This window comes from Gemmata sp., from assembly GCF_051859125.1.
In the GTDB taxonomy this organism is placed as follows: Bacteria; Planctomycetota; Planctomycetia; order Gemmatales; family Gemmataceae; genus Gemmata.
The window spans coordinates 36,979-63,536 of sequence record NZ_JBHYGG010000046.1 but is presented as its reverse complement, the minus strand read 5'-3'; the positions used below and the strand labels follow the sequence as shown (position 1 = coordinate 63,536).

General features: G+C 70.7%; 16 protein-coding genes. 8 read left to right on the top strand and 8 right to left on the bottom strand.

Going from position 1 to position 26,558, the window contains the following annotated elements; translation table 11 throughout:
• Positions 1-120 precede the first annotated feature (120 nt).
• Both ACTIGN_RS06145 and ACTIGN_RS06140 read right to left on the bottom strand, forming a co-directional pair.
• Complete coding sequence (locus ACTIGN_RS06145; RefSeq protein WP_439621930.1) at positions 121-504, bottom strand: hypothetical protein; 384 nt, start codon at positions 502-504, stop codon at positions 121-123.
• A gap of 334 nt (positions 505-838) precedes the next feature.
• Entirely contained in the window at positions 839-1,036 is a 198-nt protein-coding gene (locus ACTIGN_RS06140; protein ID WP_439621929.1) for a carbon storage regulator, read from the bottom strand.
• A 336-nt stretch (positions 1,037-1,372) separates the two neighbouring features.
• Between ACTIGN_RS06140 and ACTIGN_RS06135 the strand changes: the two genes are divergently transcribed.
• The 4 genes from ACTIGN_RS06135 to ACTIGN_RS06120 all read left to right on the top strand — a co-directional run bounded on the left by ACTIGN_RS06135 (position 1,373) and on the right by ACTIGN_RS06120 (position 8,200).
• Complete coding sequence (locus ACTIGN_RS06135) at positions 1,373-1,951, top strand: DUF1559 family PulG-like putative transporter (protein WP_439621928.1); 579 nt, start codon at positions 1,373-1,375, stop codon at positions 1,949-1,951.
• 404 nt (positions 1,952-2,355) lie between these two features.
• A complete protein-coding gene (locus ACTIGN_RS06130; protein WP_439621927.1) occupies positions 2,356-3,111 on the top strand; it encodes a class I SAM-dependent methyltransferase in 756 nt (251 codons plus the stop codon).
• Positions 3,112-3,666: 555 nt separating this feature from the next.
• Positions 3,667-6,807, top strand: a complete 3,141-nt coding sequence (locus ACTIGN_RS06125) for a hybrid sensor histidine kinase/response regulator (protein ID WP_439621926.1) — start codon at positions 3,667-3,669, stop codon at positions 6,805-6,807.
• 229 nt (positions 6,808-7,036) lie between these two features.
• Positions 7,037-8,200 carry an IS701 family transposase gene (locus tag ACTIGN_RS06120; protein WP_439621925.1) on the top strand — a complete coding sequence of 388 codons (1,164 nt, stop codon included), beginning with the start codon at positions 7,037-7,039 and terminating at the stop codon, positions 8,198-8,200.
• Between the two features lie 574 nt (positions 8,201-8,774).
• On the opposite strand, the gene ACTIGN_RS06115 is transcribed toward ACTIGN_RS06120, so the two are convergent.
• Entirely contained in the window at positions 8,775-10,148 is a 1,374-nt protein-coding gene (locus ACTIGN_RS06115) for a patatin-like phospholipase family protein (protein ID WP_439621924.1), read from the bottom strand.
• Between the two features lie 1,818 nt (positions 10,149-11,966).
• Here ACTIGN_RS06115 and ACTIGN_RS06110 point away from each other — a divergent pair.
• From ACTIGN_RS06110 to ACTIGN_RS06100, 3 genes are read left to right on the top strand one after another with little or no spacing between them, the layout of a single operon-like run.
• Complete coding sequence (locus tag ACTIGN_RS06110; RefSeq protein WP_439621923.1) at positions 11,967-13,712, top strand: Hsp70 family protein; 1,746 nt, start codon at positions 11,967-11,969, stop codon at positions 13,710-13,712.
• On the top strand, positions 13,709-14,809 hold the full coding sequence (locus tag ACTIGN_RS06105) for a hypothetical protein (protein WP_439621922.1): 1,101 nt from the start codon (positions 13,709-13,711) through the stop codon (positions 14,807-14,809). The genes ACTIGN_RS06110 and ACTIGN_RS06105 overlap by 4 nt, the downstream gene beginning before the upstream one ends.
• Before the next feature lie 21 nt (positions 14,810-14,830).
• Positions 14,831-16,222 (top strand): DnaJ domain-containing protein, encoded by a 1,392-nt coding sequence (locus ACTIGN_RS06100; RefSeq protein WP_439621921.1) that lies wholly within the window; start codon positions 14,831-14,833, stop codon positions 16,220-16,222.
• Between the two features lie 759 nt (positions 16,223-16,981).
• Here ACTIGN_RS06100 and ACTIGN_RS06095 read toward each other — a convergent pair.
• A complete protein-coding gene (locus ACTIGN_RS06095; RefSeq protein ID WP_439621920.1) occupies positions 16,982-17,551 on the bottom strand; it encodes an RNA polymerase sigma factor in 570 nt (189 codons plus the stop codon).
• An 80-nt stretch (positions 17,552-17,631) separates the two neighbouring features.
• Between ACTIGN_RS06095 and ACTIGN_RS06090 the strand changes: the two genes are divergently transcribed.
• Positions 17,632-20,994, top strand: coding sequence for a protein kinase domain-containing protein (locus ACTIGN_RS06090; RefSeq protein WP_439621919.1), 3,363 nt, complete (start codon positions 17,632-17,634; stop codon positions 20,992-20,994).
• On the opposite strand, the gene ACTIGN_RS06085 is transcribed toward ACTIGN_RS06090, so the two are convergent.
• The 4 genes from ACTIGN_RS06085 to ACTIGN_RS06070 all read right to left on the bottom strand — a co-directional run bounded on the left by ACTIGN_RS06085 (position 20,966) and on the right by ACTIGN_RS06070 (position 26,383).
• Positions 20,966-21,397 carry a carboxypeptidase-like regulatory domain-containing protein gene (locus ACTIGN_RS06085; protein ID WP_439621918.1) on the bottom strand — a complete coding sequence of 144 codons (432 nt, stop codon included), beginning with the start codon at positions 21,395-21,397 and terminating at the stop codon, positions 20,966-20,968. The two genes, ACTIGN_RS06090 and ACTIGN_RS06085, sit on opposite strands and share 29 nt — an antisense overlap.
• Before the next feature lie 110 nt (positions 21,398-21,507).
• Complete coding sequence (locus ACTIGN_RS06080) at positions 21,508-22,422, bottom strand: DUF1559 domain-containing protein (protein ID WP_439621917.1); 915 nt, start codon at positions 22,420-22,422, stop codon at positions 21,508-21,510.
• Positions 22,423-22,486: 64 nt separating this feature from the next.
• Complete coding sequence (locus ACTIGN_RS06075; protein WP_439621916.1) at positions 22,487-23,923, bottom strand: DUF1501 domain-containing protein; 1,437 nt, start codon at positions 23,921-23,923, stop codon at positions 22,487-22,489.
• Between the two features lie 9 nt (positions 23,924-23,932).
• On the bottom strand, positions 23,933-26,383 hold the full coding sequence (locus ACTIGN_RS06070) for a PSD1 and planctomycete cytochrome C domain-containing protein (protein ID WP_439621915.1): 2,451 nt from the start codon (positions 26,381-26,383) through the stop codon (positions 23,933-23,935).
• Positions 26,384-26,558 lie beyond the last annotated feature (175 nt).

Genomic DNA, 26,558 nt, shown 5'->3' with positions numbered 1-26,558 from the left:
ACAGCAGTACTTCAACGACGACGCCAAGGTCATCGCCTGCACCGAAATCGACCCCGACACCGAGTACCGGCCAAAGCGAACGCGGAGCCGTGGAGAGCCCGGCCTCGCAGGGGATCGCCCTTACCTCTTCTCCCGCTTCCCCTCGATGTCGAACTCTTGCTTGTTGCCCCCGACATCAGCCGAGGCGTTCCCCTTAAACGTGTCCCTCTCGACCACCAGCTTGAACGCGAGGGGGATCTCCAGGTGCATGAATTTCCGGACTGCGGGGAACGTGAGCGTTCCGTCCTTCAGCTTCACGTCCTCGAGTTCATCGTCCTTCTGGTCCGGCCAACTCATCGTCCCGACGAGCTTGTCGCCGTCCTTCTTGACCGTCAACTCGGCCGTCCGCTTCACGTCGCCGATCGCGTACTCGCACGTCCACGCGCCGACCGGGTGCGCTTTGTCCTCCGCCCGAGCGAGGCCGCACACCCCGAGTATCAGCGCCGCTGAGATGATCGCCTTCATGCTTACACCTGGGCAGTGGCTGGCAGAAGTCGTCCGTCCGGTGGGGACCGCCCTTTGCCACCGGCGGCGATGGTACGGGCGTCGCGGCCGCCGGTCCAACTCGGGAGCGCGAGCGGGGGCAGCGGCCTTCTGAGCCATGTGTCGGCACTGTTGACGGGTTGCTTCGGGAGGCTTCGAAAATGGAGGGCAGGAAAACGACAACCCCGCCGACAGGCCAATAAAGGCCCAACGGCGGGGAGTCCACCCGAGCGAAGACATCCGTGCCCGCGCAACGCACTGCGCCGTCATGGCGCGCGTCCGAGAGGGCCGGGTAGAAGGCGGGAGCTGCTGGGCGTCAACGGCAGGCGAGTTCCACGACGCAACCGGCCTCTTCCGCCGCAATGCGGGCGGCGATTTCAGCGCGGTCGACTTTGATGTGGGCCGGGGCCGAGATGCCGAGCTTCACGCGACCATCGCCACAGGAGGTCACCGTGATGCGGATGTTGCCGTCGATGATGATTTCTTGGCCGGTCTTGCGGGTGAGCACGAGCATGGTGACCTCCTCCTTGAGGGTGTGGCAGGCTGTTCTGCCAGAGTCCATGCAACCTGCGGACCAGAACCGGTAAAGTTCACCGAGCCCGGAACCGGCGGGCCCGGCGACTCGTGATTCACCGCCGAACAGGAACCCGGCCCCGGTCGGTGTCCGCGATTTGTCCTCAAGGAACGATGTCGGTTGACCGACGCGGGAACTCGGCTTCCCACGGCCTGGTAAGGTGGGTACCATCCGCCGGTCCCGGCAGCCCCATCGGCCGGCGATCCCGCTGCGCGCCAGCAACCCGGCACAACGGCCGCATGCCGAAACCCATGACCGCCTACATCCTGCTGTTCCATGGCGTCGGCGGTGCCACCCAACCTGAAGCAGCTGGCGCTGGCGTGCCACTCGTTCGCCGACGTCCACATGGGCCTGCCCCCGGCCATGATCGCGCCGGGCGGCACCAACGCGAACCTCCCGAACGGGCTCGTGCTGGTGCTCCCGTTCGTAGGGCATGGCGCGCTGTACAGCCAGCAGGCGGCCCCGATCACCGCCTGGGTCGGAGCCTACAACACAGTCAGATCGGCGAGCGCCTTCGCCACCGTGCCCGGTCCGTGCCGCTTCCCCACCGCCTTGAGCGCCCGGAGCACCTCCTTGTGCATGTCTGTACCCCGCCGCGGCGACCACCGCCATCACGTCGGCCCCGCACCCGGTCCGCCCGCCCGGCGACCGCAACCAGACCGTGGGCGGGGCCTCAGCTACGCCAGGGCCTCGACCACCGCGTGCGGCGGCCTCGACGGGGGAACGCGGAGTGTGCAAGGTGCTGGCTCGGGACCGGAACATCGCGGAATAAGTACAACCCCCTCCTGCGGATGGACCTCACCTCACCTGAGTGGAATACCTTCCTCGCCGATAGTGGGCGCCCAATCACTCTAAGCAGGGAGGTGAACGCATTGTCGGGCACCTCGACGCGGACTGCTTCAACGTGAGTGCGGAGCGGGTCCGGTAGGGCCGGCGAGCCGAGCCGATGCCCTGTAGTGTCGGACCCGGACTCGCTGGCGACCGACCCGGGCGACCGGTGCTCACTGGTCCTGACCAACCTTCCGTTCGTCAAGAAGAGCCCCAACCGCGCGGCGGAAACGGCCTTGGCACCCTTCCCCACCCGACGGCCGGGGCAGCTTCCCACCCGTAAGGACGTGTGATGCGTTCCAAGCGCGGAAGGCAGAATACCAGATGGCGAACCCGGCGATCGCATGCTGCGGCGAGCAGACGATGGGGTCGAGCTCCTCGCACGAACCCAACGCTAGAATGGCTCTCAAGAAATCACGCGGGAAGAGCACATGGACGAGCAGCGGAAGTTGATCCTGGACCAGTTCTCGCGGCAGGCGGTGCCGTTCTCGGAGATGCACTCCCGCGACGACGCGGACCTCCACCGGCTCCTCATCCGGACCGCCGGGATCAATGCCGACGACACCGTGCTCGACGTGGCCTGCGGGCCGGGCCTGGTCGCCTGCGAGGTGGCGAAGGTCGCGCGACACGTCACCGGGATCGACCTGACCCCGGCGATGATCGTGGAAGCCGAACGGCGGCAGCAGTCCCTCGGGCTGACCAACCTGACGTGGGTCCGGGGCGACGCGCAGCCCCTTCCATTCCCGGACGGCTCGTTCTCCCGGGTCGTCACCCGGTACTCGTTCCACCACTTCACCGACCCGAAGGGGGTGTTCGCCGAGATGGTCCGGGCGTGCGAGTCCGGCGGCCGGGTCACTGTCTGCGACGTGTTTTCGACGTCGGCAGGCCAGGCGGAGTTGTACGATCGGCTGGAGCAGCACCGCGACCCGTCGCACACCCACGCCCTGCGATTGTCCGAATTCGACGCCCTGTTCGCTGGGCTGGCGGACGTGCGGCGGGAGTTCTACCGCTACCCGGTGAAAGTCGACGGGTTGCTCTCCCGGTCGTTCCCGGGTCCGGGCGGGGCCGATGCGTTCCGTGAGATGGTCGCAGCGGACGTCGGCGTCGACCGCATCGGGATCGCGGCCACGAACGACGGCGGGTTGGGGTTCTCGTTTCCGGTGGTGGTCGTATCAGGGGTGAAGTGACGCGCGAGACGCAGGTCACTCGCATGCGGACTCGGGCGCGACGCGATTCCCGTGGCTGGTGGCGGCGCGGCCCCTGAAAGCGACATCCCCAGCCGAGCGGAGCAGACAGGTGGCCGAACCGAGCCCCGTCGAGCGCCGCGAGGTGTTCGCCGCCCTGGTTGCCGCTCAGGACAGTGGGCTGGGCGTGGCCGCATCGGGCAGGGAGGTCGAGGAGCAGTTCGGCCTGACCGCGAAGACGGTCGAGAAGATCGAGAAGGAGGGGCTGGAGGCGCGGTGGCCGCCCGATGCCCGAGCGCACAGCGCATGCCTTCTCGTACGGCATCGGCGTGCGTCGTCCGGCCGGTGTTCAGGCACACGTTCCCGAGCCCCGGCTACTTTCATTTCTGGCGTCACGTCACCATCGACTGCCGGACCCACTACTCGCAGCCCGCCGTGTGCGACACCGCGCGGAACCGCTCGGCTGGAACCCCCGCCGCTCACTGATTAAAATGTCACCTCTCCCACACGCCGGAATCGATTCGGCGGGGTACGGTTGCGTGCTCGGTCGAGGTGACTGTGGACGACGTCAAGGACCCGGCCCTGAGCGGCGCGACCGCTGACGAGCGCGGCCGAGAAGCGCTGCGGCGGAGCGAGGAGCGGTTGCGCCTGGCGCTCGACGCCGGCCGGATCGGCGTGTGGGACTGGGACGTCGCCACCGGCCTCGTCACGTGGTCGGATCAGGTCGCCGGGTTCTACGGCATGGAGCCGGGCGAGTTCGATGGCACGCTCGGGATGTTCGCCCGGCACCTGCACCCCGAGGACGCGGACCGGGCGCACGCGGCGATCCGGGCCAGCGTGGACGGCGGCGCCCCGTACCGGATCGAGTACCGCATCGTCCGGAAGGGCGGCGAGGTCCGCTGGATCAACTCCTCAGGGCACGTGGTCCGGGACGGTGCCGGCAGGCCGGTGCGGATGATCGGGGCCACGTCGGACGTGACCGACCGGCGGCGGGCGGAGGACGCGCGGCGGGAGAGCGAGGGGCGGTTCCGGGCGCTCTTCGAGCAGGCCCCGTTCAGCGTCCAGTTGTTCGCCCCCGACGGGCGGACGCTCGGGGTCAACCGGGCGTGGGAGGAGCTGTGGGGTCTCACCCTCGCCCAGCTCGGCGACTACAACCTGCTGACCGACCCGCAGCTCGAGGCCAAGGGGGTCGCCCCGTTCCTCCGCCGCGCCGCCGCGGGGGAGGCCGTGACGATCCCGGCCGTCCGGTACGACCCGGAGGAGACCATCCCCGGCCGCACCCGCCACGCCGACCCGCACCGCTGGGTGTCGGCCGTGGCGTACCCGCTCAGGGACGCGGCCGGTCACGTGCGGGAGGTCGTGCTGGTCCACCAGGACATCACCGGCCAGAAGCGGGCGGAACAGGACCTGGCGCGGATGACGTCCGAGTCCGAGCGGCGGAAGCGGCTGTACGAGGCGGCCCTGAACAACACCCCGGACCTGGTGTACGTGTTCGACCTCGACCACCGGTTCACCTACGCCAACGAGGCTCTCCTCCGCGTGTGGGGCCGGGCCTGGGACGAGGCGATCGGCAGGACCTGCCTCGAACTCGGGTACGAGCCGTGGCACGCGGAGATGCACGGCCGGGAGATCGACCGGGTCCGCGCAACGAAGGCGCCGGTCCGGGGCGAGGTGCCGTTCACCGGCACGACCGGCCGCCGCGTTTACGACTACATCTTCGTCCCGGTGCTCGGGGCCGACGGGGCGGTCGAGGCGGTCGCCGGCACGACCCGCGACGTGACCGACCGCAAGCGGCACGAGGAGTCCCTCCGCCACAGCGAGGAGCTGCTGCGGCTGGCCGCCGACGCGGCCGAGCTGGGCGTGTGGGTGTGGGACGTGAGCGAGGACCGGGTGACGTGGGAGAACGACCGGCCCTACGAGATCTTCGGCCTCGACCGGTCGGCCGGCCCGGTCAACGCCGCCCGGTTCCGGGCCGAGTTCGTACACCCCGACGACGCCGGGGCGTTCGGCTACGCCGTCGAGCAGGCCGTGCGGACCGGCGACCGGTTCTACTTCCAGGGGCGGCTGCGGCGCCCGGACGGGGAGCTCCGCTGGGTCGAGTTCACCGGCCGCCCGGTGCGGGCCGCCGAGGGGGCGCCGCTGCGGATGCACGGCACGGCCGCCGACGTGACCGAGCGGAAGCGGGCCGAGGAGGCGCTGCGGGCCAGCGAGGCCGAGTTCCGGGCGACGTTCGAGGGGGCCGGGGTGGGCAAGGCCCAGGCCGAGCCGGAGACGGGGCGGCTGGTGCGGGTCAACCCGAAGCTGTGCGAGCTGCTGGGGTACGCGGCCGACGAGTTGCTCGGCATGACCATCCGCGAGCTCACCCACCCGGACGAGCGGGCCGACGCCACCGCGCGGTTCCGGGCGCTGGTGGCCGGCGAGGTCGACCAGTACGCGGTCGAGAAGCGGTACCTGCGGAAGGGCGGCGAGGTGGTGTGGGTGCGGGTGACGGCCACCATGGTGCGGGCGCCGGACGGGCGGCCGGTGCGGGCCTCGGCGATCATCGAGGACGTCACCGCGCGGATCCTGGCCGAGGCGGCACTGAAGGAGGCGGACCGGAAGAAGGACGACTTCATCGCGCTGCTGGCCCACGAGCTGCGGAACCCGTTGGCCCCGATCCGCAACGGGTTGCAGGTGATCCGGCTGTCCGAGGACCGGGCGGCGCGGGAGCGGTCGCAGGCGATGATGGACCGCCAGCTCACGCACATGGTGCGGTTGATCGACGACCTGCTCGACATCTCCCGGATCACACGCAACAAGATGGAGCTGCGGCGGGCCCGGGTGGCGCTGGCCGACGTGGTGGGCAGCGCGGTCGAGACGGCCCGACCGGCCCTCGACGCGGCGGGGCACGAACTGACCCTCTCGCTCCCCGCGCGGCCGGTGCTGTTGGACGCGGACCCGACGCGGCTGTCGCAGGTGTTCTCGAACCTGCTCACCAACAGCGCCAAGTACACCACCCGGGGCGGCAAGATCTGGCTGGCGGCCGAGCGGACCGGGGGCGGCGTCGCGGTGTCGGTGCGGGACACCGGGATCGGCATCCCGGCGAGCGCCCTGCCGACAATCTTCGACATGTTCTCGCAGGTCGACCGCTCGATCGAGCGGAGCGCCGGCGGGCTGGGGATCGGGCTGGCGCTCGTCAAGGGGCTGGTGGAGATGCACGGCGGGACCGTCGAGGCCCGAAGTGAGGGCCAGGGGCGGGGCAGCACGTTCGTCGTCACCCTGCCGGTCCAGCCGGCGGCACCCGAGCCCGCACACGCGGTGAACGACGAGCGCTCGACGCCGAGTCGGGAGCGGCGGGTGCTGGTGGTGGACGACAACCGCGACGGGGCCGAGTCGCTGGCCGAGATGCTCCAACTCCTGGGCAGCGAGGTCGCGACCGCCCACGACGGGCTCGAAGCAGTTGAGCAGGCGGAGCGGTTCCGACCCGAGGTCGTCCTCATGGACATCGGGATGCCGAAGCTCAACGGGTTGGACGCCACGCGGCGGATCCGCGGGCAGGCGTGGGGCCGCGACATGACGATCATCGCCCTGACCGGATGGGGACAGGAGAGCGACCGGGCGCGGACGCGGGAGGCCGGGTGCGACGGGCACCTGGTCAAGCCGGTGAACCTGACGGACCTTGAGAAGGTGCTCACCGAATTACGCCCGAGCAGGGGGTGAGACGGATCGGGCTACGCTTTTCCGGGCGGTAGATCGCCACCTTCGTGCGTGAACATAGGGCGCACGTACACTTCAGCATCCGGAGCGGGTCCCCGCAACACTCGTCGTCGCCGCTCCAGCGGCTGATCGGCCCGGCGGAAATAGCCCACATGGTGGCATACCTGTCTAGTCCTACAGCCGTAGAAGCTAGAATTACCCCTGCGCAGCGAATGCGTTGGGGGAAGAAGTCATGTCAGGACGACCGACGGAGCGGGACGTAGCGGGGTGGGCGGAAGAAGTCACCGTCGTGGCGGAGCGGATCGGCCGACACTTCGCTCGGAGTGAGCCACGCGAGCGGGCCGTGGGCTACATACGCGGACTGTTGAGCGAGACCGAGCGGAAGAACGGCTGGCAGCTGGCCGAGCACCTCGGGGATCCAACCCCGGACGGCGTCCAGCACCTCCTGGCCCGCGCCGGCTGGGATGCGGATGCGGTGCCGGATGACCTGACTCGGTACGTGGCCGAGCACCTGGGCGACCCCGCCGGGGTGCTCGTAGTGGACGAGACGGGCTTCCTCAAAAAGGGCACGAAGTCGTGTGGGGTGGCCCGGCAGTACTCGGGAACGGCGGGGCGGGTCGAGAACTGCCAGGTCGGGGTGTTCCTCGGCTACGCGACGCCGCGGGGGCGGGCGTTGATCGACCGGGAGCTCTACCTGCCGAAGGAATGGGCACAGGACAAGGACCGGCGGAAGGCGGCTGGGGTGCCGAAGACGGTGGCGTTCGCCACGAAGCTGGTGCTGGCTCGGAGGAGGATCACCCGGGCGGTGGCGGCCGGGGTGCCGGCGAAGTGGGTCACGGCCGACGCGGTCTACGGCCCCGATTACCAGTTCCGCACGGCCCTCGAGGGCCACGGCCTGGGGTATGTCGTCGGGGTGCGGACGGACTTCTCCGTGTGGGCGGGCTTTCGGCAGGTTCGGGTGCGGGCGTTGCTTACCGAGGTGGCGGCGGGTGATTGGCACCGTCTCAGTTGCGGGACGGGTGCGAAGGGACCGCGGGTGTACGACTGGGCGTTGATTCGGACGAACTCTCCGGAACCGAAGGAATGCACGCGGTGGCTGTTGATCCGACGGAACGTGTCCGACCCGACCGTGGTGGCGTACTTCGCTTGCGGTGGGCCACCGAGTACGACCCTCAGCGATCTGGTGCGAGTCGCCGGAACCCGTTGGGCGATCGAGGAGTGCTTTGAGCTCGGGAAGGGGGGCTGCGGGTTGGGCGAGTACGAGGTCCGGAGTTGGACGGGGTGGTACCGACACGTGACGCTAAGCCTGTGGGCGCTGGCCGTGGTGTCAGCAATCCGTGCGAAGCTCCCCCGCCCGAGGGGGAGAAAAAAGGGGATCCGAAGCTCATCCCCCTGACCGTACCGGAAGTCAGGAAGTTGTTGCTCCAGCTGGTGCGGGATCAACTGTCGTCACCGGAAAGAGCGTTCGCATGGTCCGTGTGGCGGAGATCTCACCAGTATCAGGCTCGCAGGTCGCACTACAAGAAACGAAACGCCAAACCGCCGGATGACAAATTACGGCTGTAGGACTACACCCCGCGGTGGACTCGCGGGACGTCGTGAAACCCGGGATGGGGCTCCTCGCGCCGCCTCACCGCCCTCTCTTCGTGTTGCTGGTCGCCACCGAGAGGGGGCCGTTCGACACGCAGAACGGCTCCGTGCGGGGACTGTCCACCGGCGTGACCCGGGTCGACCGCACCCCGGCGATCTCGGGGCCCGAGGCGAAGGAATCTCGTGCCTCGCTGCCCACGGCCGTAGAACACGCCCTGCGCCGCCCCCGGGCAGTGGGCGGCGAGCCTGGCACCCCGCGAGTCCCGGGCCGCACTGGAAACGATGCCCGCGAGGGTCGTCGGGCTGGCGCCGCGGACCGACGCGCTTCGAGCCGAGAACGCCCGAGCCACCGACACATAGAGTTCGGCGGCCACCCGCGGTCACGGCTGGGCGGGGACGGGCACGTTCGTCGCGGGGACCGCACCGGGGTACATCGGCTGCACCACCATCTTCCTCGGACCGGGGATCGGGTGCTGCGGCCCCCGCGGCTGGAACGTCAGGTTCCGGCCCGCCCGGATCTGGGGCAGTTCGCCGTGGGCGGCGTCCGCCACCGGCGGGGTCCGCCGCCACGCGCTCGCCGAGCGGACCACGGACTGGCCCTCCCGGAACAGGGCGGTCATCACCTTCGGGTCGAACTCGCCGCACGACCCCAGCGGCGGGTACTCGGCCGGGATGGCCGTCAGGTTGTAGGTCATCCCCTTCAGCACGCACACCGTCCACAACCGCTGGAGGTCGCCCCGGGTCTGGGCGTACAGGACCGTGTTCATGGCCTTGGTCCCCTGGGACAGGGCACTGGGTTTGATCACCTCGGCGTCGGCGTACAGTTTCCCCGCCACGATGATGTAAACGTTCGTCCCGACCATGTTCATGGTCTGACGGTTACGCGCTTCCGGGGGGACGTACGGGGGGTAGAAAAAGAGCCCCTGCGACACCCCGCCGTCCACGTGCCGCTCGGTGTAGCACTTGCCGTCCACACACACGTCGATCTTGGACGGCGGGAACGCCCCGGGGATCGCGGACGACCCGATCATGACGTCGATGATCAGGTCCCGGTCGCGGGGGCCGTTGCGGCTCGCGATCTCGCCGATGTCCCAGAGGATGAAGCGCTTCCCCTCCTCCTCCGTCGTGCCGATCATGAGCCGCCGGCCGGCCTGGTGGGCGGCGGCGATTTCGGCAATCACCTCGCAGGTCAGCACCCCGGAGATCTTCTTCCGGAGCGGCGTTGTGTCTGCGAACGACTCCCCACCGAACAGCCCCCGGACGAGTTGCTTCTTGAAGATGTCGTCGTTGGTGATGGTCGTGTAGAACTCCTGAATCTGGGCGTCATAGCTCGACCCGAGGAAGGCGAACGGGGCGATTAGGGCGCCCGTGCTGATGCCGGTCACCACGTCGAACTGCGGCCGGTCGCCGCGGGCGGTCCACCCGACCAGCACGCCGGCCGAGTACGCCCCGTACGACCCGCCGCCCGACAGGCACAGGACGTTGCGCTCCGGCCGCCCGGGCGGTGCGTCCTTGAGTAACTCGTCCCGCAGGTGGGCGGCCCGCTTCTCTGCCGTCTCGTTGAAATGCTCGACGCCGATAAACTGCTCCCCCTCGGCCTGCGCCGCGGGGTCGATGAGGTCGCGGGTGGTCAACCCGGACGCGGCGGGGGTCGGGCAGTTCGTCGTCTGGCGGTACCGGCACCCGACGGCCAGCGTCAGGACCGCACACAGAAGTGACCCGCTCACCGCGGCGCGCCGGAGTTGTCTGGACATCACGTCACCCCGAGGAGATTCCACCGAGCACCATCCGCGACCCGACGCGCCTCGGCGACCCGAACCGCACGGCGGGCGTCGACGTGCGGACTCCGGCACCGGGTCCCTCGCCCGCCCCACGGGACCGGTGATCGCATTCGGTAGCCCGTGAGCGTATCCGTTCGACCGCGGCACCGCACCGATCCGGGCTCGGGTTGGTCCGAGCCCGGTGGGATTCCCGGCGGCCGGTGAGGATGGCAATTGAACGCCGGATAGCATCGGTAAGGCGAGTAAGGTGGGGTGAGGCGATTCGGTGGATTAAAGGGGCGAGGTGGATTGATTCGGACTGACCCGGGGCGGGGGCGGAGTCGGGGGCGTGCCGGCGCAATCTCCACCTCCGGCCCCGGGCCGGGCTCGGTTCGGCGAATCGTCCGTCGTCGTCGGTTCCACTAACCGGGTACGACCCGACACGAACGGACCGACGGCCGGCCCGGCGTCCGGGTGTACAGGCCAACCGCGCTCCCCGGCCCCGCCGCCGCGGCCTCCCACCGGGTGAACGTCCGGTACGACACGATCGAGGTCAGGTCCCTCACCGCCGACCCGACCCGCTGCTCGGGCCGTCCCGGCGCGCCCGGTCCCGAGCGGGTACACTACTCCCGCCGGGAGCTGGCACCGGAGCATCCGGTGCTCGGCGTTCAGCTACTCGACCACCCGAGCCAGCGACCGAGACCGGGGCGATACACAGGGATTTCAGTGCGTGGGCCACGGTTCGGCACCCTGCCACGAGTCCCGGGAAGCAAGCCGAACCGGAGCGCCCCGGTGCTCCGTGATCGTGACGGGTCGTGCGTCGGCCGCCGGCTCTGCTGACGACGACGGGGGAGACGGCGACCGGCAGGAGCCGGAGTGCCCTCTTCGCGTTGGGGTCCTCCGCCCCCGAACGGTCACGGGCGCGGCCCGGCCCGTCGCCCGTTCGACGCGGGTCACCGTCTGCCCGTCGGCGAAGACCCAGAACTTGTGCTCGTGCGCGGACTGATCCAGACCCCGACGGGGGCCGCGGCCAAACGCGTCACCACGTCGTTCGGCACCGCCGGATTGCGCGCCTCCCAGTTCCCGTCCTTGTCGGTGACGAGGATCTCCCGCCCGTCCGGGCCGACCTGAACGGACGGGGCGTGTTCGAACCACGCCTTGTTGGGGCACGGCTTGGCGGGCCTCGCGTCCACGAGAATGCCCGCTCCCTCGTGGTGGCGTTCAGCCGCCACACCACGCCGCGGTGCTCGGTGAGGCGGAGCGACGTGCCCTCGGGGGTGAACGCCGGGGAGCATTGGTCGAACGGCCCTTCGAAGTGGGCGACCAGTTTTCCCTCCTCCGCGTCCCAAACGCGGACGGCGTGGCCCGGCTCCGTGACCGCGATGTACTTGCTATCGGGCTACCACACGACAGCGCCGCCGGAGGCAGTACTGGTCGTTCGGAACCGATCGGTCCCCAACCGCAGGACACAACCGGGTGGCAACGGATCGGCGGGCGGGTCACCCCGGGGCGGATCCGCGGCGGTAAGTGCCTGCCGGGGAGGTGTCCCGACGGAGAATTCGACGACGAGTACCGTGAGCTACAAGAAAGCCGGGGTTCGCATGTCCACACCCCGCGTGCATCATCGAAGGGTTACGAATTGTCGCAAACGTTCGGGAACGTCGCACCTGAATTCTCACCAACTGTTGCGTTCACCGTGCGGAGACAATTAGGAAGGATGGCAGAGGACCCCTGCGGCGCACATAATGGTCCCACCCGAACCCGGTGGGCCGCCGATGCGTCCTCCTCCGGGCCACACACTCGCGGGGCGACATGGACTCGGACGTTGTCATCGGCATCGACCTCGGCACCACCAACTCGGCGGCCGCGTTCCTCGGGCCGAGCGGCCCGGAGATCATCCCGAACGCGGTCGGCGGCCGGCTCACCCCCTCGGTGGTCGGGATCGACGGGTCCGGGGCCGCCGTCGTCGGGGCCGCGGCCCGCGAACTTCAAGTGGTCCACCCGGACCGCTGCGCCAGCCTGTTCAAGCGGTACATGGGGACCGACCACACGCTCACCCTCGCGGGCCGCTCGTACGCCCCGGAGGAACTGTCGGGGCTCCTCCTGCGGTCCCTCAAGAGCGACGCCGAGGCCGCGTTCAAGCGGCCGGTGACGCGGGCCGTCATCACCGTGCCCGCGTACTTCAACGACCGGCAGCGGAAGGCGACCATCGCGGCCGGGCGGATCGCCGGGTTCACCGTCGAGCGGATCCTCAACGAGCCCACCGCGGCCGCCATCGCGTACGGGTTCCACGAGGCCGGGGAGGACAAGAAGGCGCTCGTGTTCGACCTCGGCGGCGGCACGTTCGACGTGTCCGTGATCGAGTTGTTCGAGGGCGCGCTGGAGGTCAAGGCGTCGTCCGGGGAGAGCGCGCTCGGGGGCGAGGACCTGACCCGCGCGATCGCGGCCCGGGTGCTCGAGGCCCGCGGGGTCGCGTTCGAGCGGGCCGAGGCCCGGACCCCGAAGCTCGTGGCCCGCCTCATCCAGCAGTGCGAGCGGGCCAAGTGCGCCCTGAGCCGCGAGCCGTGGGTCACGGTCCGGGTCCCCGGCGACGACGGCGAGTTCACCGCCGCGTCGGCCGAGGTCCGCGTGGACCGCGAGCAGCTCGAGCGGTGGGTCGAGCCGATCCTGGCCCGGGTCGAGCCCCCGATCCGCCGCGCCCTGGGCGACGCGAAGCTGACCAAGAACCAGCTCGACGAGGTGATCCTGGTCGGCGGGGCCACCCGGATGCCGCTCGTGGTCCGCCGGGTCACCGAGCTGCTCGGCCGCGAGCCGCGGCGGCGGCTGAACCCGGACGAAGTGGTCGCGCTCGGGGCCGCGGTCCAGGCCGGGCTCGTCGGCCGGGCCGCGGCCGTCGAGGACCTCGTCGTCACCGACGTGGCCCCGTTCACCCTCGGCGTCGAGATCTCCAAGCAGTTCGGCACCGAGCGCCGGGACGGGTACTTCGACGCGGTGATCGACCGCAACACCACCGTCCCGGTGAGCCGGGTGAAGCGGTACTCGACGGTCCACCCGAACCAGACGTCGATCGTCGTGCAGGTGTACCAGGGGGAGTCCCGGCGGGCGGCCGAGAACCTGCGGCTCGGCGAGTTCGAGGTGAAGGGCATCCCGCCCGGCCCGCCCGGGGAGGGCGTGGACGTCCGGTTCTCCTACGACCTGAACGGGGTGCTGGAGGTCGAGGCCACCGTGGTCTCGACCCGCAAGACGGTGACGCACGTGATCGCCAAGCACGCCAGGGGGATGACCGAGGACCAGATCCGGGCCGCCGTCCGCGCCATGGCCCGGCTCAAGACCCACCCGCGGGACGAGGAGGCGAACCGGCTCGTGCTGCTCCGCGCCGAGCGCCTGTACCAGGAGCTGCCGGCCGAGCTGCGCCAGTCCCTCACGATGCTCCTCGACGGGTACGAGACGGCCCTTGAGGGGCGGGACAAGGAAACGATCGCCCGGTACCGCGGGGAACTCGAGCTGTTCCTCTCGGCCCACGACCCGTCCGACGACGCGACCGGGGGGACCGCATGAGCGCCGACCTCCGGACCGCGGCCGCGGCCGCCCTCGGCGTCCCGCCGGACGCCCCCCCCGCCGCCGCCGTCGGCGCGTTCCTCGTCTCCCTGCCCGGCGACGAGTTCGTCCCGTCGCCCGAGCGGGTCGCGGCGGTGAACGCGCTCGCGCTCGCGGCCGCGCCCGTCGACCCGGACACCGACCTCGGCCCGGCCGCGGCGGTCGGGGACTTCGCCCGCCGGTTCTGGTCGCTGCCCCCGGCCGAGCGCCGCGAGGAGTGGGCGGCGCTCGGCGCGGGCGTGCCGCCGGGGCCGCTCACGGAGCGGCTCGCGGCCCTCCGCGCCGGGCTGGACGTGACCGCGGAGCCGGTGCCGGACGCGGCCGCGGAGGAAGTCGCCGGCGTCGCCCGCGAGTTGTTCGTGCTCCCGCCCCGCGCCCGCGCCGTTCGCCGGAACGAGTGGCTCGTGGCGAACGCGCCCCGGCACGGCGAACTGGTCCGCGGTGCGGCGGCCCTGGGTCACATGGCCCCCGCCTCGGCCCGCCTCGACCCCCAGTTGATGCGCCGCCTCTCGCCCGGGTTCGACGCGGCCGGGTTCGCGGCCGCCGCGTCCGAGGGCACGCTGGAGAGCTTCGCCCCGCGCGACCCGGTCGAGGCGTCACGGGCGTGGTACGCGGACGACGGCCCGACCGAGGAGATGGTCCGGGCCGCGAGCGCCTCCCGGCGTGCGGCGGCCCCCGCGGCGGCCGCGGGCAGCGGGTGCGGCGGCCCGTGGATCGCCGTCGTGATCGTCGTCACGATCCTGCGCGGGCTCATGTCGCTCTCGTCGAACCGCGCCCCGGACCCGGCCCCGGTCACGCTGCCTCCGGGCGGTTCGTACCGACCGGCACCGCCGCCCGAGTACAAGCCGCGGCCGGGGGGCACGCGCACGCCGTCGGACGGCGCGTTCTTCACCGTCACCGAGATTGCGAACTACCGAAGCTACGAGCAGTTGCCCCGTCGCGACCCGCCCCCGAGGTACGACGACTGGGTGCGGTGCGGGCGGCCCGCCCTGGCCGGCTGGCACGAACCGCGGTGGGGTCCGCTCGACGGTACAGCCCCGCCGGCAACCAAACGCTGACCGCACCCGTTGAGCCCCCCCATGCCCGACGAACTCCCCGACGACCCGGAGCGGTGGCCGCGCGACCCCTACGAGTTGCTCGGGGTGAGGCACACCGCCACCGAAACGGACCTCAAGCGGGCCTACACCCGCCTCATCCGCCGGTTCAAACCGGAGCGGTTCCCGGACCAGTTCCGCCGCGTCCGCGAGGCCTACGAGGCCGCGCTCGACGCCCTGAAGTGGCGGTCGCGGTTCGACCTGTCGGACGATCCCGACCCGCCGGCCGAGCCGCTCCGGCCGCCGGCCCCCGAGGCTGACGTCCCGGAGGCGTACACGGCCGACGCGGCCGACCCGCGGGCGCACCGGCCCGGCGACCCCGTGGACGAGGCGTGGGCGCTGGCCGCGCGCGGGGAGTTGCACGCCGCGTACTCGCGGCTGGTGGAGTTGGCGACAGTGCGGGCCGACGCGCCCGCGGTCCCGCTGCGGCTGTACTGGCTCCTCGCGCTCCGCCCGGCGCTCGACGCCACCCGCACCCGCCACCTCTGGCTGGCCGCGGCGCTGGACCGCGCCCGGCTCACCGGGGCGGCCGCGGACCTGTACCAGCGCGAACTGGAGGCCGACCCCGACGCCGCGCTGTTCGGGCCGTACGCGCGGCTCCTCGACGCCGGGGCCGCGCCGGGGCCGCTCCTGCGGGCGGCGCGGATGCGGCTCGCGGCCGCGGGGGCCGCGCGGGCGCTCGTGCGGGTCGAGGTCAATCTCGACGCCCTCGCCCCGCGAGCCGATCAGTTCGACGAGACCGCTTGGCTCGGGTACCTCGTAGGGGTCATGGGGGTCGTGGGGTTCGAGCGGGGGCACCCGGCGCGCGTGAAATGCGCGGACCTGATCGCCGGACTGAAGCACCTCCAGCTCCGCGTGGCGTGGGCGTTCGACCAGCTCGACGAGCAGGACGCTGTGTTCAACGCGTGGTGGCGGGCGCACGCCGCGCCCGACCCGGTGCGGGACGTGGTGCGGGACGCCTGGGCGGGGCCTCCGGCCGGGTGGCGGCGGGCCGCGCACCGGGCGGCCGCCTGGGTGCGGTCCGACCCGGACGCCGCGCTCCGGCAACTGGACGCCGCGGCCGCGGTGTCCGACGCGCGACCGCTCCTGGACACCTTCGGGCAACTCCTCGCGGCCCACGCCCGGTTCGACCGGTCCCACTCGCCCGGTGTGGTCCGCGGTCTCGTGCGGCAGTTCCTGGCCACTGCGCGCGCCCGCGACTACCGGTCCGTTCGGTCCGAGTTGCTGCAGCTCCTGCTCTGTGAGTTCGTGGACCCGGCGGAGTTGGTACACGCCTGCTCCGTTGACACGGACCGCCCGGCGCGCGAGTTCGCCCGCGAGGTGCGGGGCGACGCCGCACTGCGACTCGTTTGGCTCACCGCCACAGTCGATTGTTGATGGTTCACTGTCGAGTTGGGTGAGCCCCCTCGCGCGTGAACCGGTTCGGTTGCGGGTTTTGTGTACAGCTACTTTTGGCCGTCCGGTTAACACCTCACAGTTCGAGGAGTGTGACACTCGGACACCGAGAGGTACTCGAAACTTCCGCCGGTTAACCCTCGCGCGACGCCCTCATCTTGCGATCCCCTAAAAATCGCTCACGGTGGTGCGGCTCACGCGCGAAGGCACGAGAGGTGTTCCGCTCGGGGAGGTCTGCGCGAACCGCCAGGCGGAGGCGTTCAGGTTCGGGGCCCGCGGGCCGACCCGCTTCGCCTCGCACCCGTCTGCCTCAAGCACCGTGTCGAAGTCGTCGGCGTACTCTGTGTCGTGATCGATCAGCAGGCGCTTGGCCAGCAGCCCCCACCCGCCATCCGCATCAAGGCGTTCCGGGCCTGCGCTGCGTGACCCGGGGACTCGCGGGGTTCGCCGAGACGCCGGTCACGAACGCGTGGCGCGTACACTGACCCCCTTGCGTGGAGCTCCAACCGGAACCGCGGTTCTGAGCCTTGCGGTACTCGGCCACTCGGGCCGACTCCTCGCTCGTTGTGGCCTGGCCTGCGCACACAATCGCCGCACAAATTGCAGGGGTGCCCACCACCCCGAGCCGAGACACTGCGCAGTAGTCTCGGAAAGCACCAGAGTTCCCGAACGTGCGATGCCATTTGAGCAAGTCTTTAAACTCGCAAGCAAATCAACCACCGACGGGATCTCTCCTGCCGATCACACCTGATCGCTCAGCCCTGAGTCCCGGAGCCGGGAACGTGCGCGGCTCAACCTCGCCCGCAGAACCGCCGGGGTGCACTCCAGGGCCGCCGCGATCTCGACCGTGCTGTACCCTTGCGCGAGCAACTCCAGCGCTCTCCGGTCGAGTCCGTCGACCTCGCCCAAGATGTGTGCAAGGAGATCGTCGGACTCCGCTCGCGACGACGGGGGCGGAACGGTGCGGTCGACGGGGTCCGCGTCCGGATCGAGTGCGGACGGGCGCTTCCGCTGAGCCGCGCGCTGGACCTTGTGCCGGAGGACCGTCACGGCGAGCGCCAGCAACTGGCCCTCGTCCGAGAACGTGTACCGGCCGTCCCGGAGTCCGGGCAGCAGCGCGCGGTGAACGGACTGGACCAGATCGACCGAATCGAGGGCCTGTCGGAGCGGCGACCGAAGAAGCGCGCGGGCCGCGAGCCGGACCCGCGACTCGTACCGGCGGAGGAGGTCCGTCAGCGCGGCGGAATCCCCTTTACCGGCCCGGCTGAGCAGGTCGGCGAGATCGTCCCGACTTGTCGACGGTTCGCCCACGCGTTCTCCGACTCGCGGCGCTCTGGGGACGTATATTACTTTACCTGGCTGGCCCCACTTCTGCTAACCGGAACAGGCCGATGTTGAACCCGCGACCCCGGTCCCCGGTGGCGGCCTGGTGCGAGGAGTTGGACCGTCGCCTCTCGGCGGGCGAGCCCGTTCGGGCCGAGGACTACCTGGTCCCCGAACTGGACGCGGAGGACGCCGTCGAACTGGTGTACGCCGAATTCGTGTGCCTGGAGCACCTCGGCCGCGGGCCGGACCCGAACGAGTACCTCGTTCGGTTCCCGGGCATCCGACCTCAACTCGAAGAACAATTTCTGGTTCACCGGGCGATCTGGGGCGAGTCGAAAACGCCCTCGGCGATCGGCCCCTACGACCTCGTTCGCGAAATCGGCCGGGGCGCCCGCGGGGCCGTGTTCGCGGCGCGGGACCGGCGCGACGGGCGGACCGTGGCGGTCAAACTCCTGCTCACCGGCGAGTACTCGACCGCGGACGACCTGGCACTGTTCCAGCACGAGGCGGCCGTCCTGGCCCGCCTCGACCATCCGAACTTGACCCGGATCTACGAGGCCGGGTTGGCCGACGGCCGGCCGTACCTGGCGCTCGAGTACATCGACGGCCCGCCGCTCTCGCGCGCCCTCGGGGCGTTCGGGCCCCCGGTCGCCGCGGCCGGACTGGTCGAGACCCTTGCGCGGGCGGTCCACCACGCGCACCTTCAGGGGGTCGTCCACCGCGACTTGAAGCCCGGCAACATCTTGTTGCAACTCGGCGGCAAGCAAGGGGCGGACGGTACCACGTCGCCGCCCGGTGACCAGAACCCGGTGCTCACCGCGACGCCCAAGGTGTCCGACTTCGGGCTGGCCCGGGTCCTCGACGCGAGCAACCACCGCACGCGAACCGGGCACATCGTCGGGACGCTCGCGTACATGGCCCCGGAACAGGCGGCGGGGTCGGCCCACCGTGCCGGACCGGCCGCCGACGTGTACGCCCTGGGGGCGGTCCTGTACGAGTTGCTCACCGGCCACGCGCCGTTCGGTCCGGACCCGTCCGCGGCCACGATCCACCGGATCCTGTACGAACCGCCCGCGGGCCCGAGGCGGCTGAACCCGGCCATGCCCCGGGACCTCGAAACCGTCGTTTTGAAGTGCCTGGAGAAGAACCCGGACCACCGCTACGCGACCGCCCTCGTACTCGCCGACGACCTGCGCCGGGTCCTCGCCGGGAAGCCGATCGCGGCCCAGCGCGTGGGGCGGGCCGAGGCCCTGCGCCGCTGGGTCGCCCGGCGGCCGGCACCCGCGGCGCTGATCGCGGTCGTGGTGCTCGCCACCGTCGGGTTGGTCGTCGGGGGGCTGTACTACAACGCCCGCCTCCGCGCCGCCCTCGCCGAGTCCGAAGCCCTGCAGCACCAGACCGCGGTGGCACTCGCCGAAACGGACTCGCTGCGGGCCGACACCCGGCGGCAGCTCGACGACACCCGCCGCGTGTTGTTCGCCCACCAACTCGCACAGCTCCCCGCCCTGTGGTTGCGGGAACCGATCCGGGCCCGGCAACTGCTCGGTGACGAGAAGCTGTGCCCGCCCGAGTTGCGCGACTTCACCTGGCACTACTTCCAGAACCAGTGCGCGCTCGGCGAGCGCTCGTACGAGGCCGCCCACCCGGGCGGGACGCGGGCGGTGGCGTTCCTGGTGGACGGCCGCCTGGTCAGCGGCGGTGCGGACGGTAAACTCCGCTACTGGCCCGCCCCGGGCTCCCAGGCGAAGCCCGGACCGGCGGTCGCGGCCCACGGCAAGCCCGTCACGGGCGTGGTGGTGTGCGGGGACCGAATCGTCGCCACTTCGGGCCAGGACCGCACGGTGAAGGTGTGGGAGATCGAGAAGCCCAAGCCGCTCCGCACGATCACGGTGCCGGCCGCGGTGAACGGCCTGAGCGCCGACCGCCGGAACCACCTCTTGGCGGGAGCGTGCGGCGACGGCGTGGTGCGCGTGTGGGACCGGGAGTCGGGTCGCGAGGTCGCGGCCCTCGCGGCCTCGTCCGACCCGGTCACGTCGGTGGCCTTCGGCGCCGAAGGGCGCCTCATCGCGGCGGGCGCGAAGGATGGGTCCGTCCGGCTGTGGGACCTGACGTCCCGCACGGCGAAGGTGATCGGCACCGAGCACTCCGGGGCCGTCGTCGGACTGGCGTTCGCCCCCGACGGGAAGTTTGTGGTTTCCACCACCGAGCGCGGGGAGGCTCGGGTGAACGACCTTCTCACAGGAGCCGCGCGCGACCTCCGGGGGCACCTGATGCCGGTCCGGGGGGCGGTGGTGTCGCCGGACAGCGAACGCATCCTCACCGGCGGCGACGACACGTACCTGAAAGTGTGGGACACCGCCACCGGGCAGGAGTTAACCAACCTGATGCGGCGCGACGTGTCCGCGGCCGCGTGGTCGCCGGACGGCCGGTGGGTCGCCGCGGGGAGCCGCGACGGGCGGCTGTGCGTCTACCAACTGCCGACGTTCCCGCCGGCCGCCGCGTACCGGCAGCCGACGAACGTCGGGGTCCTCGCCGCGCTCCCCGGCGGGGGCATCGTGACGGCGGACCGGGTGGGAGAGGTGCGGGTGTGGGGCGCGGCCGCCGCGACTCCGTCCGCGAGGTTCGTGGTGCGCCCGCACGATGCCGGGCCGGTCCGCCCGCAGGCCGTTCTCGGGGGCGGGGCACCCGCCCTGGCCGTTTCCCCGGACGGTGGGACCGTTGCGATCGGTGCCGGGGGCGGAGAAGTGGTGCTCTGGGACGCGACCCGTCGGACCGAAACGGGCCGGTGGACCGGACACGACGGGAACGTCGCGGCGGTCGCCTTCCACCCCGGCGGGGGGGTTCTCGCGACCGGGGGCGTTGATGCCCGTGTGCGCCTGTGGGACGCCGGCACCCGGAAGCCGGTCCGCACCCTCGAGGGGCACACCCGCGGCGTTCTGGCGCTGGCGTGGTCCGCCGACGGCAAGCGGCTCGCCTCCGGCAGCGAAGACAACACCGTCCGGCTCTGGGACGCGGACACCGGGCGGCTCGAACGGGAGTTGAAGGGGCACACAATGTGGGTGCTCAGTGTGGCCTTCAGCCCCGACGGCCGGGCGCTCGCGTCCGGGAGCCGGGACCGCACCGTGCGCCTGTGGGACCTCGACGGCGGCCAACCGCCGGTGGTCCTGTCCGGGTACACGAACTGGGTGTACTCGGTCGAGTTCTCGCCGGACGGCCGCACCATGGCGACCGGGTCCGGGCACTACTCGATCGACACGCCGGGGGAGGTGAAGTTGTGCGACCCGGGTGCGGGGTACGTTCGGGCGATCCTGACCAACGCCCACGCGCCCGTTGCGTTCAGCCGCGACGGCACCCGGCTGCACGTCGGGGTCCGGGGCGGCGTGGCGGAACTGGTCGGCGCTACTTCTTCCCCGGGGCCTCGACCTTGATGAGGATCTCGGTCGCGTCCGGCTTCACGGTGACCTTCAACCCCGACGATTCGGCGTTGCTGTACTTCGCCGCGACGACCGGTTTGGCGGGCGCCGCGCTGTCCGTCGCCGGGAGCGGCACGACCGTGACGTCGTGCTCGCCCTCGATCACCCCGTCCTTGTCGGTGAACGTCGTCAACTCGAACGTCCCGTCCGGGTTGGCCATCCCGCGGGCCGGGATCCGCTTCCCGTCGTGGGTCGTTTGCAGAACGACCGTCGCCCCGGGGACGGGGGTGCCGTCCTCGTACACGAGCCGGCCCGGAATGCGGTACGTCTTGGGGGTCGCGTCGCCGCAACCCGAGAGGCAACAGAGCGCCAGGAAACAGGCCGGTCCCAGCGGCCGGCGGTGGAAGCGGTGGGTCATGAGGGTACCGGTGGGGCGAAGTGAGAAGGAGCCGACGCCGTCCGGGCCGCGGACGGGATCCGCGGCCCGGGAGTACGAGTTTGGCAGCGAACGGGACCGCGACACGGGGCTCAGTACTCGCCCGACGGAACGGTTCCGACGGCGCGGGTCGTGAGCCGCGCGAGGGTGACGGAGTCGATGTTGAACTTCAACGTGCGAACGCTCCCATCGCCCCAGACGAAGTTCACCGAGCCGGTGTGCCAGCTCCCGAAGACCGCGAGGGCCTGGCCGCCGACGTCGTCGGTCGGCCCGTTGCCCATCGGCCACTCGGCCCCCGACCCGCCGCTCGTGCCCCCGGCGACCCGCATGAACGAGTACGCGAACCCGCCCATGATCGGGCCGTCGCCGCCGCTGTCCCTGCCGACGTCCACCATGCGGACGTGCTTCTCGCCGATCATGAGCGTCGAACTCAGCCCGTCGGTCACCGACGTGAGACTGGTCTGACTCTTCCAGTTGGCCGCCGACCCCGACGTGCCGGTCGCGACGACGATCATCCCGGCCGCCGAGGCGCGGCGGAACGGCGGGTCCCGCCCGTCCGGCCCGTCCACGCTCGCGTAGTCCCCGAGCGAGCCGGCCTGCCCGGTCGCGGTGGCGTCGTGCTGCGTCGAGAGCTGGCTCGCCGAGCGGCGGCTCGGGCACTGGTACACGGGAATCGTCGCCTGGAGCGCCGCGGCCGGCTGTGCCGAAACCATGGCGGTGGGGTTGAACTGCTTGAAGACGTTGTCCTGCTCGATGAACGGCAGGATCAGGACCGGCCAGGCCAGGTAGCGGTACTCGATCCGGGCCGGCGGCAGCTTCCCCAACGCGTCGTGGTAGCTGTGGACCGCGATGCCGATCTGCTTGAGGTTGTTCTGGCACTTCATGCGTGCCGCCGCCTCGCGAACCTTCTGAACCGCGGGGAGGAGCAGCCCGATCAGGATGGCGATGATGGCAATGACGACCAGCAGTTCGATGAGCGTGAACCCTCGCTGTTGGGGACGAGACATGAGCGGACACTCCGGAGAGGACGGGGATGGAGACAAATGGATGCCACGAACGCGGGCGAAGGGATCAACCGGTGACGAGCCGCGTGAACGGCTCGCCCTCGTTCAGGGTCGGCCGCTCGGGCCGGCCCTTGTGCTTGTAAACCAGCTTCATGTGGTCGGCCCCCAGCAGGTGCAGCCAGGTCGCGTGCAGGTCGTGGACGTGGAGGCGGTCCTCGACGGCGTGCAGCCCGAGCTCGTCGGTCGCGCCGTACGCCCGCCCGCCCCTCACCCCGGCCCCGGCCATGAGCATCGTGAACCCGTACGGGTTGTGGTCGCGCCCGTTGCCCTGCTCCGATTGCGGCGTGCGGCCGAACTCCCCGCCCCACACCACCAGGGTGCTGTCGAGCAGCCCCCGCCGCTTCAGGTCCGCGAGCAGCCCGGCGACCGGCTTGTCCATGCTCTTGCACAGGGCCGCGTGGTTCTTGTCGAGACCGGAGTGCGAGTCCCACTTGCTGCCGGCACCGTGGTAGAGCTGAACGAACCGCACCCCGCGCTCGACCAGACGGCGGGCGAGCAGGCACTGCCGGCCGAAGGTCTCGGTCTCTTTCTCGTCGGCCCCGTAGAGGGCGAGCGTTTCGGCCGACTCCTTCGACAGGTCGACCGCGTCGGGCGCCTCGGCCTGCATCCGAAACGCCAGCTCGTAGGCCCGGATGCGTGCGTCGAGTTCGGTCTGTTCGGGGCGCGCCTCGGCGTGCCGCTGGTTGAGCTTCGCGAGGAACTCGAGCTTCTGCTTCTGCCGCACGTTCCCGACGCCGGACGGCGTGTGCAGGTTCGGGATCGGCTCCGGCCCGGCGTTCAGCCGCGTGCCCTGGTAGACCGCGGGCATGAAGCCGGCGCCCCAGTTCCGCGGCCCGTTCACGACGGGCGCCGCGTTGTCCTGCATGACCACGAACGCCGGCAGGTTGGTGTTCTCGGTGCCGAGCCCGTAGCTGACCCAACTGCCGAGCGACGGCCGGCCCGCGAGGACGCTGCCCGTGTTCATCTGGCACACGCCGCCGGAGTGGTTGATGCCGTCCATCCAGCACGACCGGACCACCGCCAGGTCGTCGGCGCGCGTTGCCAGGTGCGGGAGCCAGTCGGAGAACCACAGCCCGCCCTTGCCGTGCTGCTTGAACGTCCGCTTGCAGCCCATCAGCGGGGCGTCGTTCTCGCCCATCGCGAGGATCACCGGCTTGAACGTGCCGGGCAGCTTCTGGCCGTGCAGCTTGTTCAGCAGCGGCTTCGGGTCGAACAGGTCGATGTGGCTCGGGCCGCCTTCCATGAACAGGAAGATGACCGACTTCGCTTTGGCCGCGTGGTGGGGTTGCTTGGCCGCGAGCGGGTCGGCCGCCTTCGCTCCGGCGGCGTGCGCGTCGCGGCCCAGCAGCCACGACAGCGCGACGCCGCCGAACTCGGCCCCGCCCCGGATCAGGGCGTCGCGCCGAGAAAGCGGTCGTTCGACGTGAGGGAGAGAGGGCCCCATCGCGAAACCTCAGTCGATGTAAAGGAACTCGTTCGCATTGAGCAAGGAGTGGCAGAAGTCGGTCCAGCCCTTCCGCCGACTGTCGGGGGTCACGGCGTTGCGTGCGAGTCCGACTTGCTGCTTCAGGAACTCGAGCGCCTCGGCGGCCTCCTCGGTGGTCGGCGAGCGACCGAACGCACGCCGGTACGCTTCAGTTACACCGGCCGCCGCGTCCTTCCCATCGGCGGGCATCACCCGAGCCGCGAACGCCTCAGCACGGGCCAGCGTGCCGGTGCCGTTCATCAGAAGGAGCGCCTGTGTCGGGGTAACGGTGATGTTGCGGCGGGCACAACCCGAGATCCCGTCGGCGGCGTCGAACGAGGCGATCAGCGGGTCCGGGGAGTTGCGGAGAACGCGGGTGTAGATGGATCTGCGCGGCGCGGCGGCCGGCACGGCGGGGCCGCCCGCGTCGAGCTTCAACTCGCCGCTTGTGGCCAGCATCGCGTCGCGCACCTGCTCGGCGTCGAGCCGACGAACCGACATCCGCGACAGCAGCCGGTTCTCGGGATCCGCGGTCCTCGCCGCCCCTTTCGCGCTGCCGACCGACGCCTGCCGGTAGACCGCGGAGGTGACGATCAACCGGTGGATGTGCTTCAAGCTCCAACCGTGCTCGACGAACTCAACGGCCAGCCAGTCGAGCAACTCGGGGTGCGACGGCTTCTCGCCGAGGGTGCCGAAGTCGCTCGCGGTGGCGACCAACCCGGTCCCGAAGTGGCCCTGCCAGATCCGGTTGACCATCACCCGCGCCGTGAGCGGATGATCCTTACTAGTCAGCCACTCCGCGAGCGCGGCGCGGCGCCCGGTCGAGTCCGGGCGCGCCCGAATCAGCGGTGGGCTTGCACCCAGGACGACCGGGAACGCGGGCTCGGCCGCCACGGCCTTCTTCCGCCCGCCGGGAATGAGCACCTCGGCCGCGTCCGGCCCGAGGTCGCGTGCGACCATCGCCATCGGGGCGACGGGCTTCGTGGCGGCATCGAGTTCCTTCTTGAGCGCGTCGTACTCGTCCTTGTGCTTGCCCAGGCGGGACGGGGCGCGGTCGAGTTCCAGTTCCCGCACCTGGCGCATCGCCAGCTCGTACAACTGCCGCTCGCCGGGGGTGCGCTCGGCCGCGGGCTTGTGGATCACGGCCTGGATCTCGGGCGGGTACTTGTCGCCCGCGTTCGCCTGGATCTTCGCGAGCACCGGGCCGAGGAGCGCGGCCATCTTCTCGCGGAGGGGTGCGGTCTTCGCGTCCCACGCGGCGAGTTCCGCTTCGTACTCCGCCCTCGCCGCGGCCGACGGGAACACGGGTTCGTCGACGAACCGGAGGCCCGCGAAGAACGATTGCAGCGAGAAGTAGTCCTTCTGGAGGACGGGGTCAAACTTGTGGTCGTGGCACCGGGCACAGCCCAGTCCGAGCGCGAGGAAGGCGTCGGCCGTCACGTCGGTGATGTCGTTCTGGATCGCGGCCCACTGACCGCGCACGTCCTTCTGGTTGTACTCGTACTGTCCGAGGCGGAAGTACCCGGTGGCGATCAGAGCGTTCGGATCGTTCGGGTACAGTTCGTCGCCGGCCAGTTGCTCCCGCACGAACCGGTCGTACCCGGTGTCGGCGTTGAACGCCCGGATCACGTAATCGCGGTACCTCCAGGCGTGCGGCCGTGCGGCGTCGGCGCGGTAGCCGTCGCTCTCGGCGTACCGAACCACGTCGAGCCAGGCCCGCGCCTGGCGCTCGCCGTACCGCGGACTCGCGAGCAACTTCTCTACGAGTTTCTCGTACGCGTCGGGCGACCGGTCCTCGACGAACGCCGTCACTTCGGCCGGTGCGGGCGGCAGCCCGATCAGATCGAAGGTGAGCCGGCGAATGAGCGTCTGCCGGTCCGCTTCCCCGGCGTGCGACACCTGTTCGGCGTTCAACCGCTGAGCGATGAAGTGATCGATCGGGGTCCTCGCCCAGTTCCCTCCCGCCCCCGGCACCTCGGGGCGCAGCGGCTTCTGGAACGCCCACCACTTGCGGTCGTCGTCGGTAATCAGCCCGGGTTTACGGGCCGCGTGACCACTCGCGCCGCCCGTCTTTGAGGCCCTGCCGCCCCAAACGGCTCCGTCCTTGATCCACTTCGCCAGCACCGCGATCTGCTCGTCGGGCAACTGCTTGCTCGGCGGCATCTTGAGGCCGTCGTGCTTCAGGGCTTGAACGAACAGGCTCTCTTCGGGCTTGCCGGGGACAATGGCCGCTCCCGAATCGCCGCCAGCGAGGAGGGCTTCCCGGGAATCGACCCGCAGGCCACCCTTTTGCTTGTCCGCTCCGTGGCAGCGAAAACAGTGTTCACTCAAGAGTGGGCGGATCGACTCCTCGAAATGATCATCGACCCCGCTCGCGGTCGTGGTCGCGAGGGTAAGGATCACCGCAGCAATGACGAACGACTGGGTGCCAGGTGGCATTCAAGCTGCCTTCAATGAGTGTCGGGAACCTCCGCCACCCACAGAAAGTCACGAAGACCACAAAGCGCACGCAAGAACCCGGAGAAAATCATTGGGCCACCGCAAGAGACATCGCAACCGACGTCGAGTTCTTATTTTGCGAGAAGTGCCCGTGTGAGCAGTGCGGGACAAAGCT

What these genes read in the sequence shown, in the direction of transcription:
- ACTIGN_RS06145 (WP_439621930.1), bottom strand. Translation starts at nt 504, where the DNA reads ATGAAGGCGATCATCTCAGCGGCGCTGATACTCGGGGTGTGCGGCCTC.
- ACTIGN_RS06140 (WP_439621929.1), bottom strand. Translation starts at nt 1,036, where the DNA reads ATGCTCGTGCTCACCCGCAAGACCGGCCAAGAAATCATCATCGACGGC.
- ACTIGN_RS06135 (WP_439621928.1), top strand. Translation starts at nt 1,373, where the DNA reads ATGGCGTCGGCGGTGCCACCCAACCTGAAGCAGCTGGCGCTGGCGTGC.
- ACTIGN_RS06130 (WP_439621927.1), top strand. Translation starts at nt 2,356, where the DNA reads ATGGACGAGCAGCGGAAGTTGATCCTGGACCAGTTCTCGCGGCAGGCG.
- ACTIGN_RS06120 (WP_439621925.1), top strand. Translation starts at nt 7,037, where the DNA reads ATGTCAGGACGACCGACGGAGCGGGACGTAGCGGGGTGGGCGGAAGAA.
- ACTIGN_RS06115 (WP_439621924.1), bottom strand. Translation starts at nt 10,148, where the DNA reads ATGTCCAGACAACTCCGGCGCGCCGCGGTGAGCGGGTCACTTCTGTGT.
- ACTIGN_RS06110 (WP_439621923.1), top strand. Translation starts at nt 11,967, where the DNA reads ATGGACTCGGACGTTGTCATCGGCATCGACCTCGGCACCACCAACTCG.
- ACTIGN_RS06105 (WP_439621922.1), top strand. Translation starts at nt 13,709, where the DNA reads ATGAGCGCCGACCTCCGGACCGCGGCCGCGGCCGCCCTCGGCGTCCCG.
- ACTIGN_RS06100 (WP_439621921.1), top strand. Translation starts at nt 14,831, where the DNA reads ATGCCCGACGAACTCCCCGACGACCCGGAGCGGTGGCCGCGCGACCCC.
- ACTIGN_RS06090 (WP_439621919.1), top strand. Translation starts at nt 17,632, where the DNA reads ATGTTGAACCCGCGACCCCGGTCCCCGGTGGCGGCCTGGTGCGAGGAG.
- ACTIGN_RS06085 (WP_439621918.1), bottom strand. Translation starts at nt 21,397, where the DNA reads ATGACCCACCGCTTCCACCGCCGGCCGCTGGGACCGGCCTGTTTCCTG.
- ACTIGN_RS06080 (WP_439621917.1), bottom strand. Translation starts at nt 22,422, where the DNA reads ATGTCTCGTCCCCAACAGCGAGGGTTCACGCTCATCGAACTGCTGGTC.
- ACTIGN_RS06075 (WP_439621916.1), bottom strand. Translation starts at nt 23,923, where the DNA reads ATGGGGCCCTCTCTCCCTCACGTCGAACGACCGCTTTCTCGGCGCGAC.
- ACTIGN_RS06070 (WP_439621915.1), bottom strand. Translation starts at nt 26,383, where the DNA reads ATGCCACCTGGCACCCAGTCGTTCGTCATTGCTGCGGTGATCCTTACC.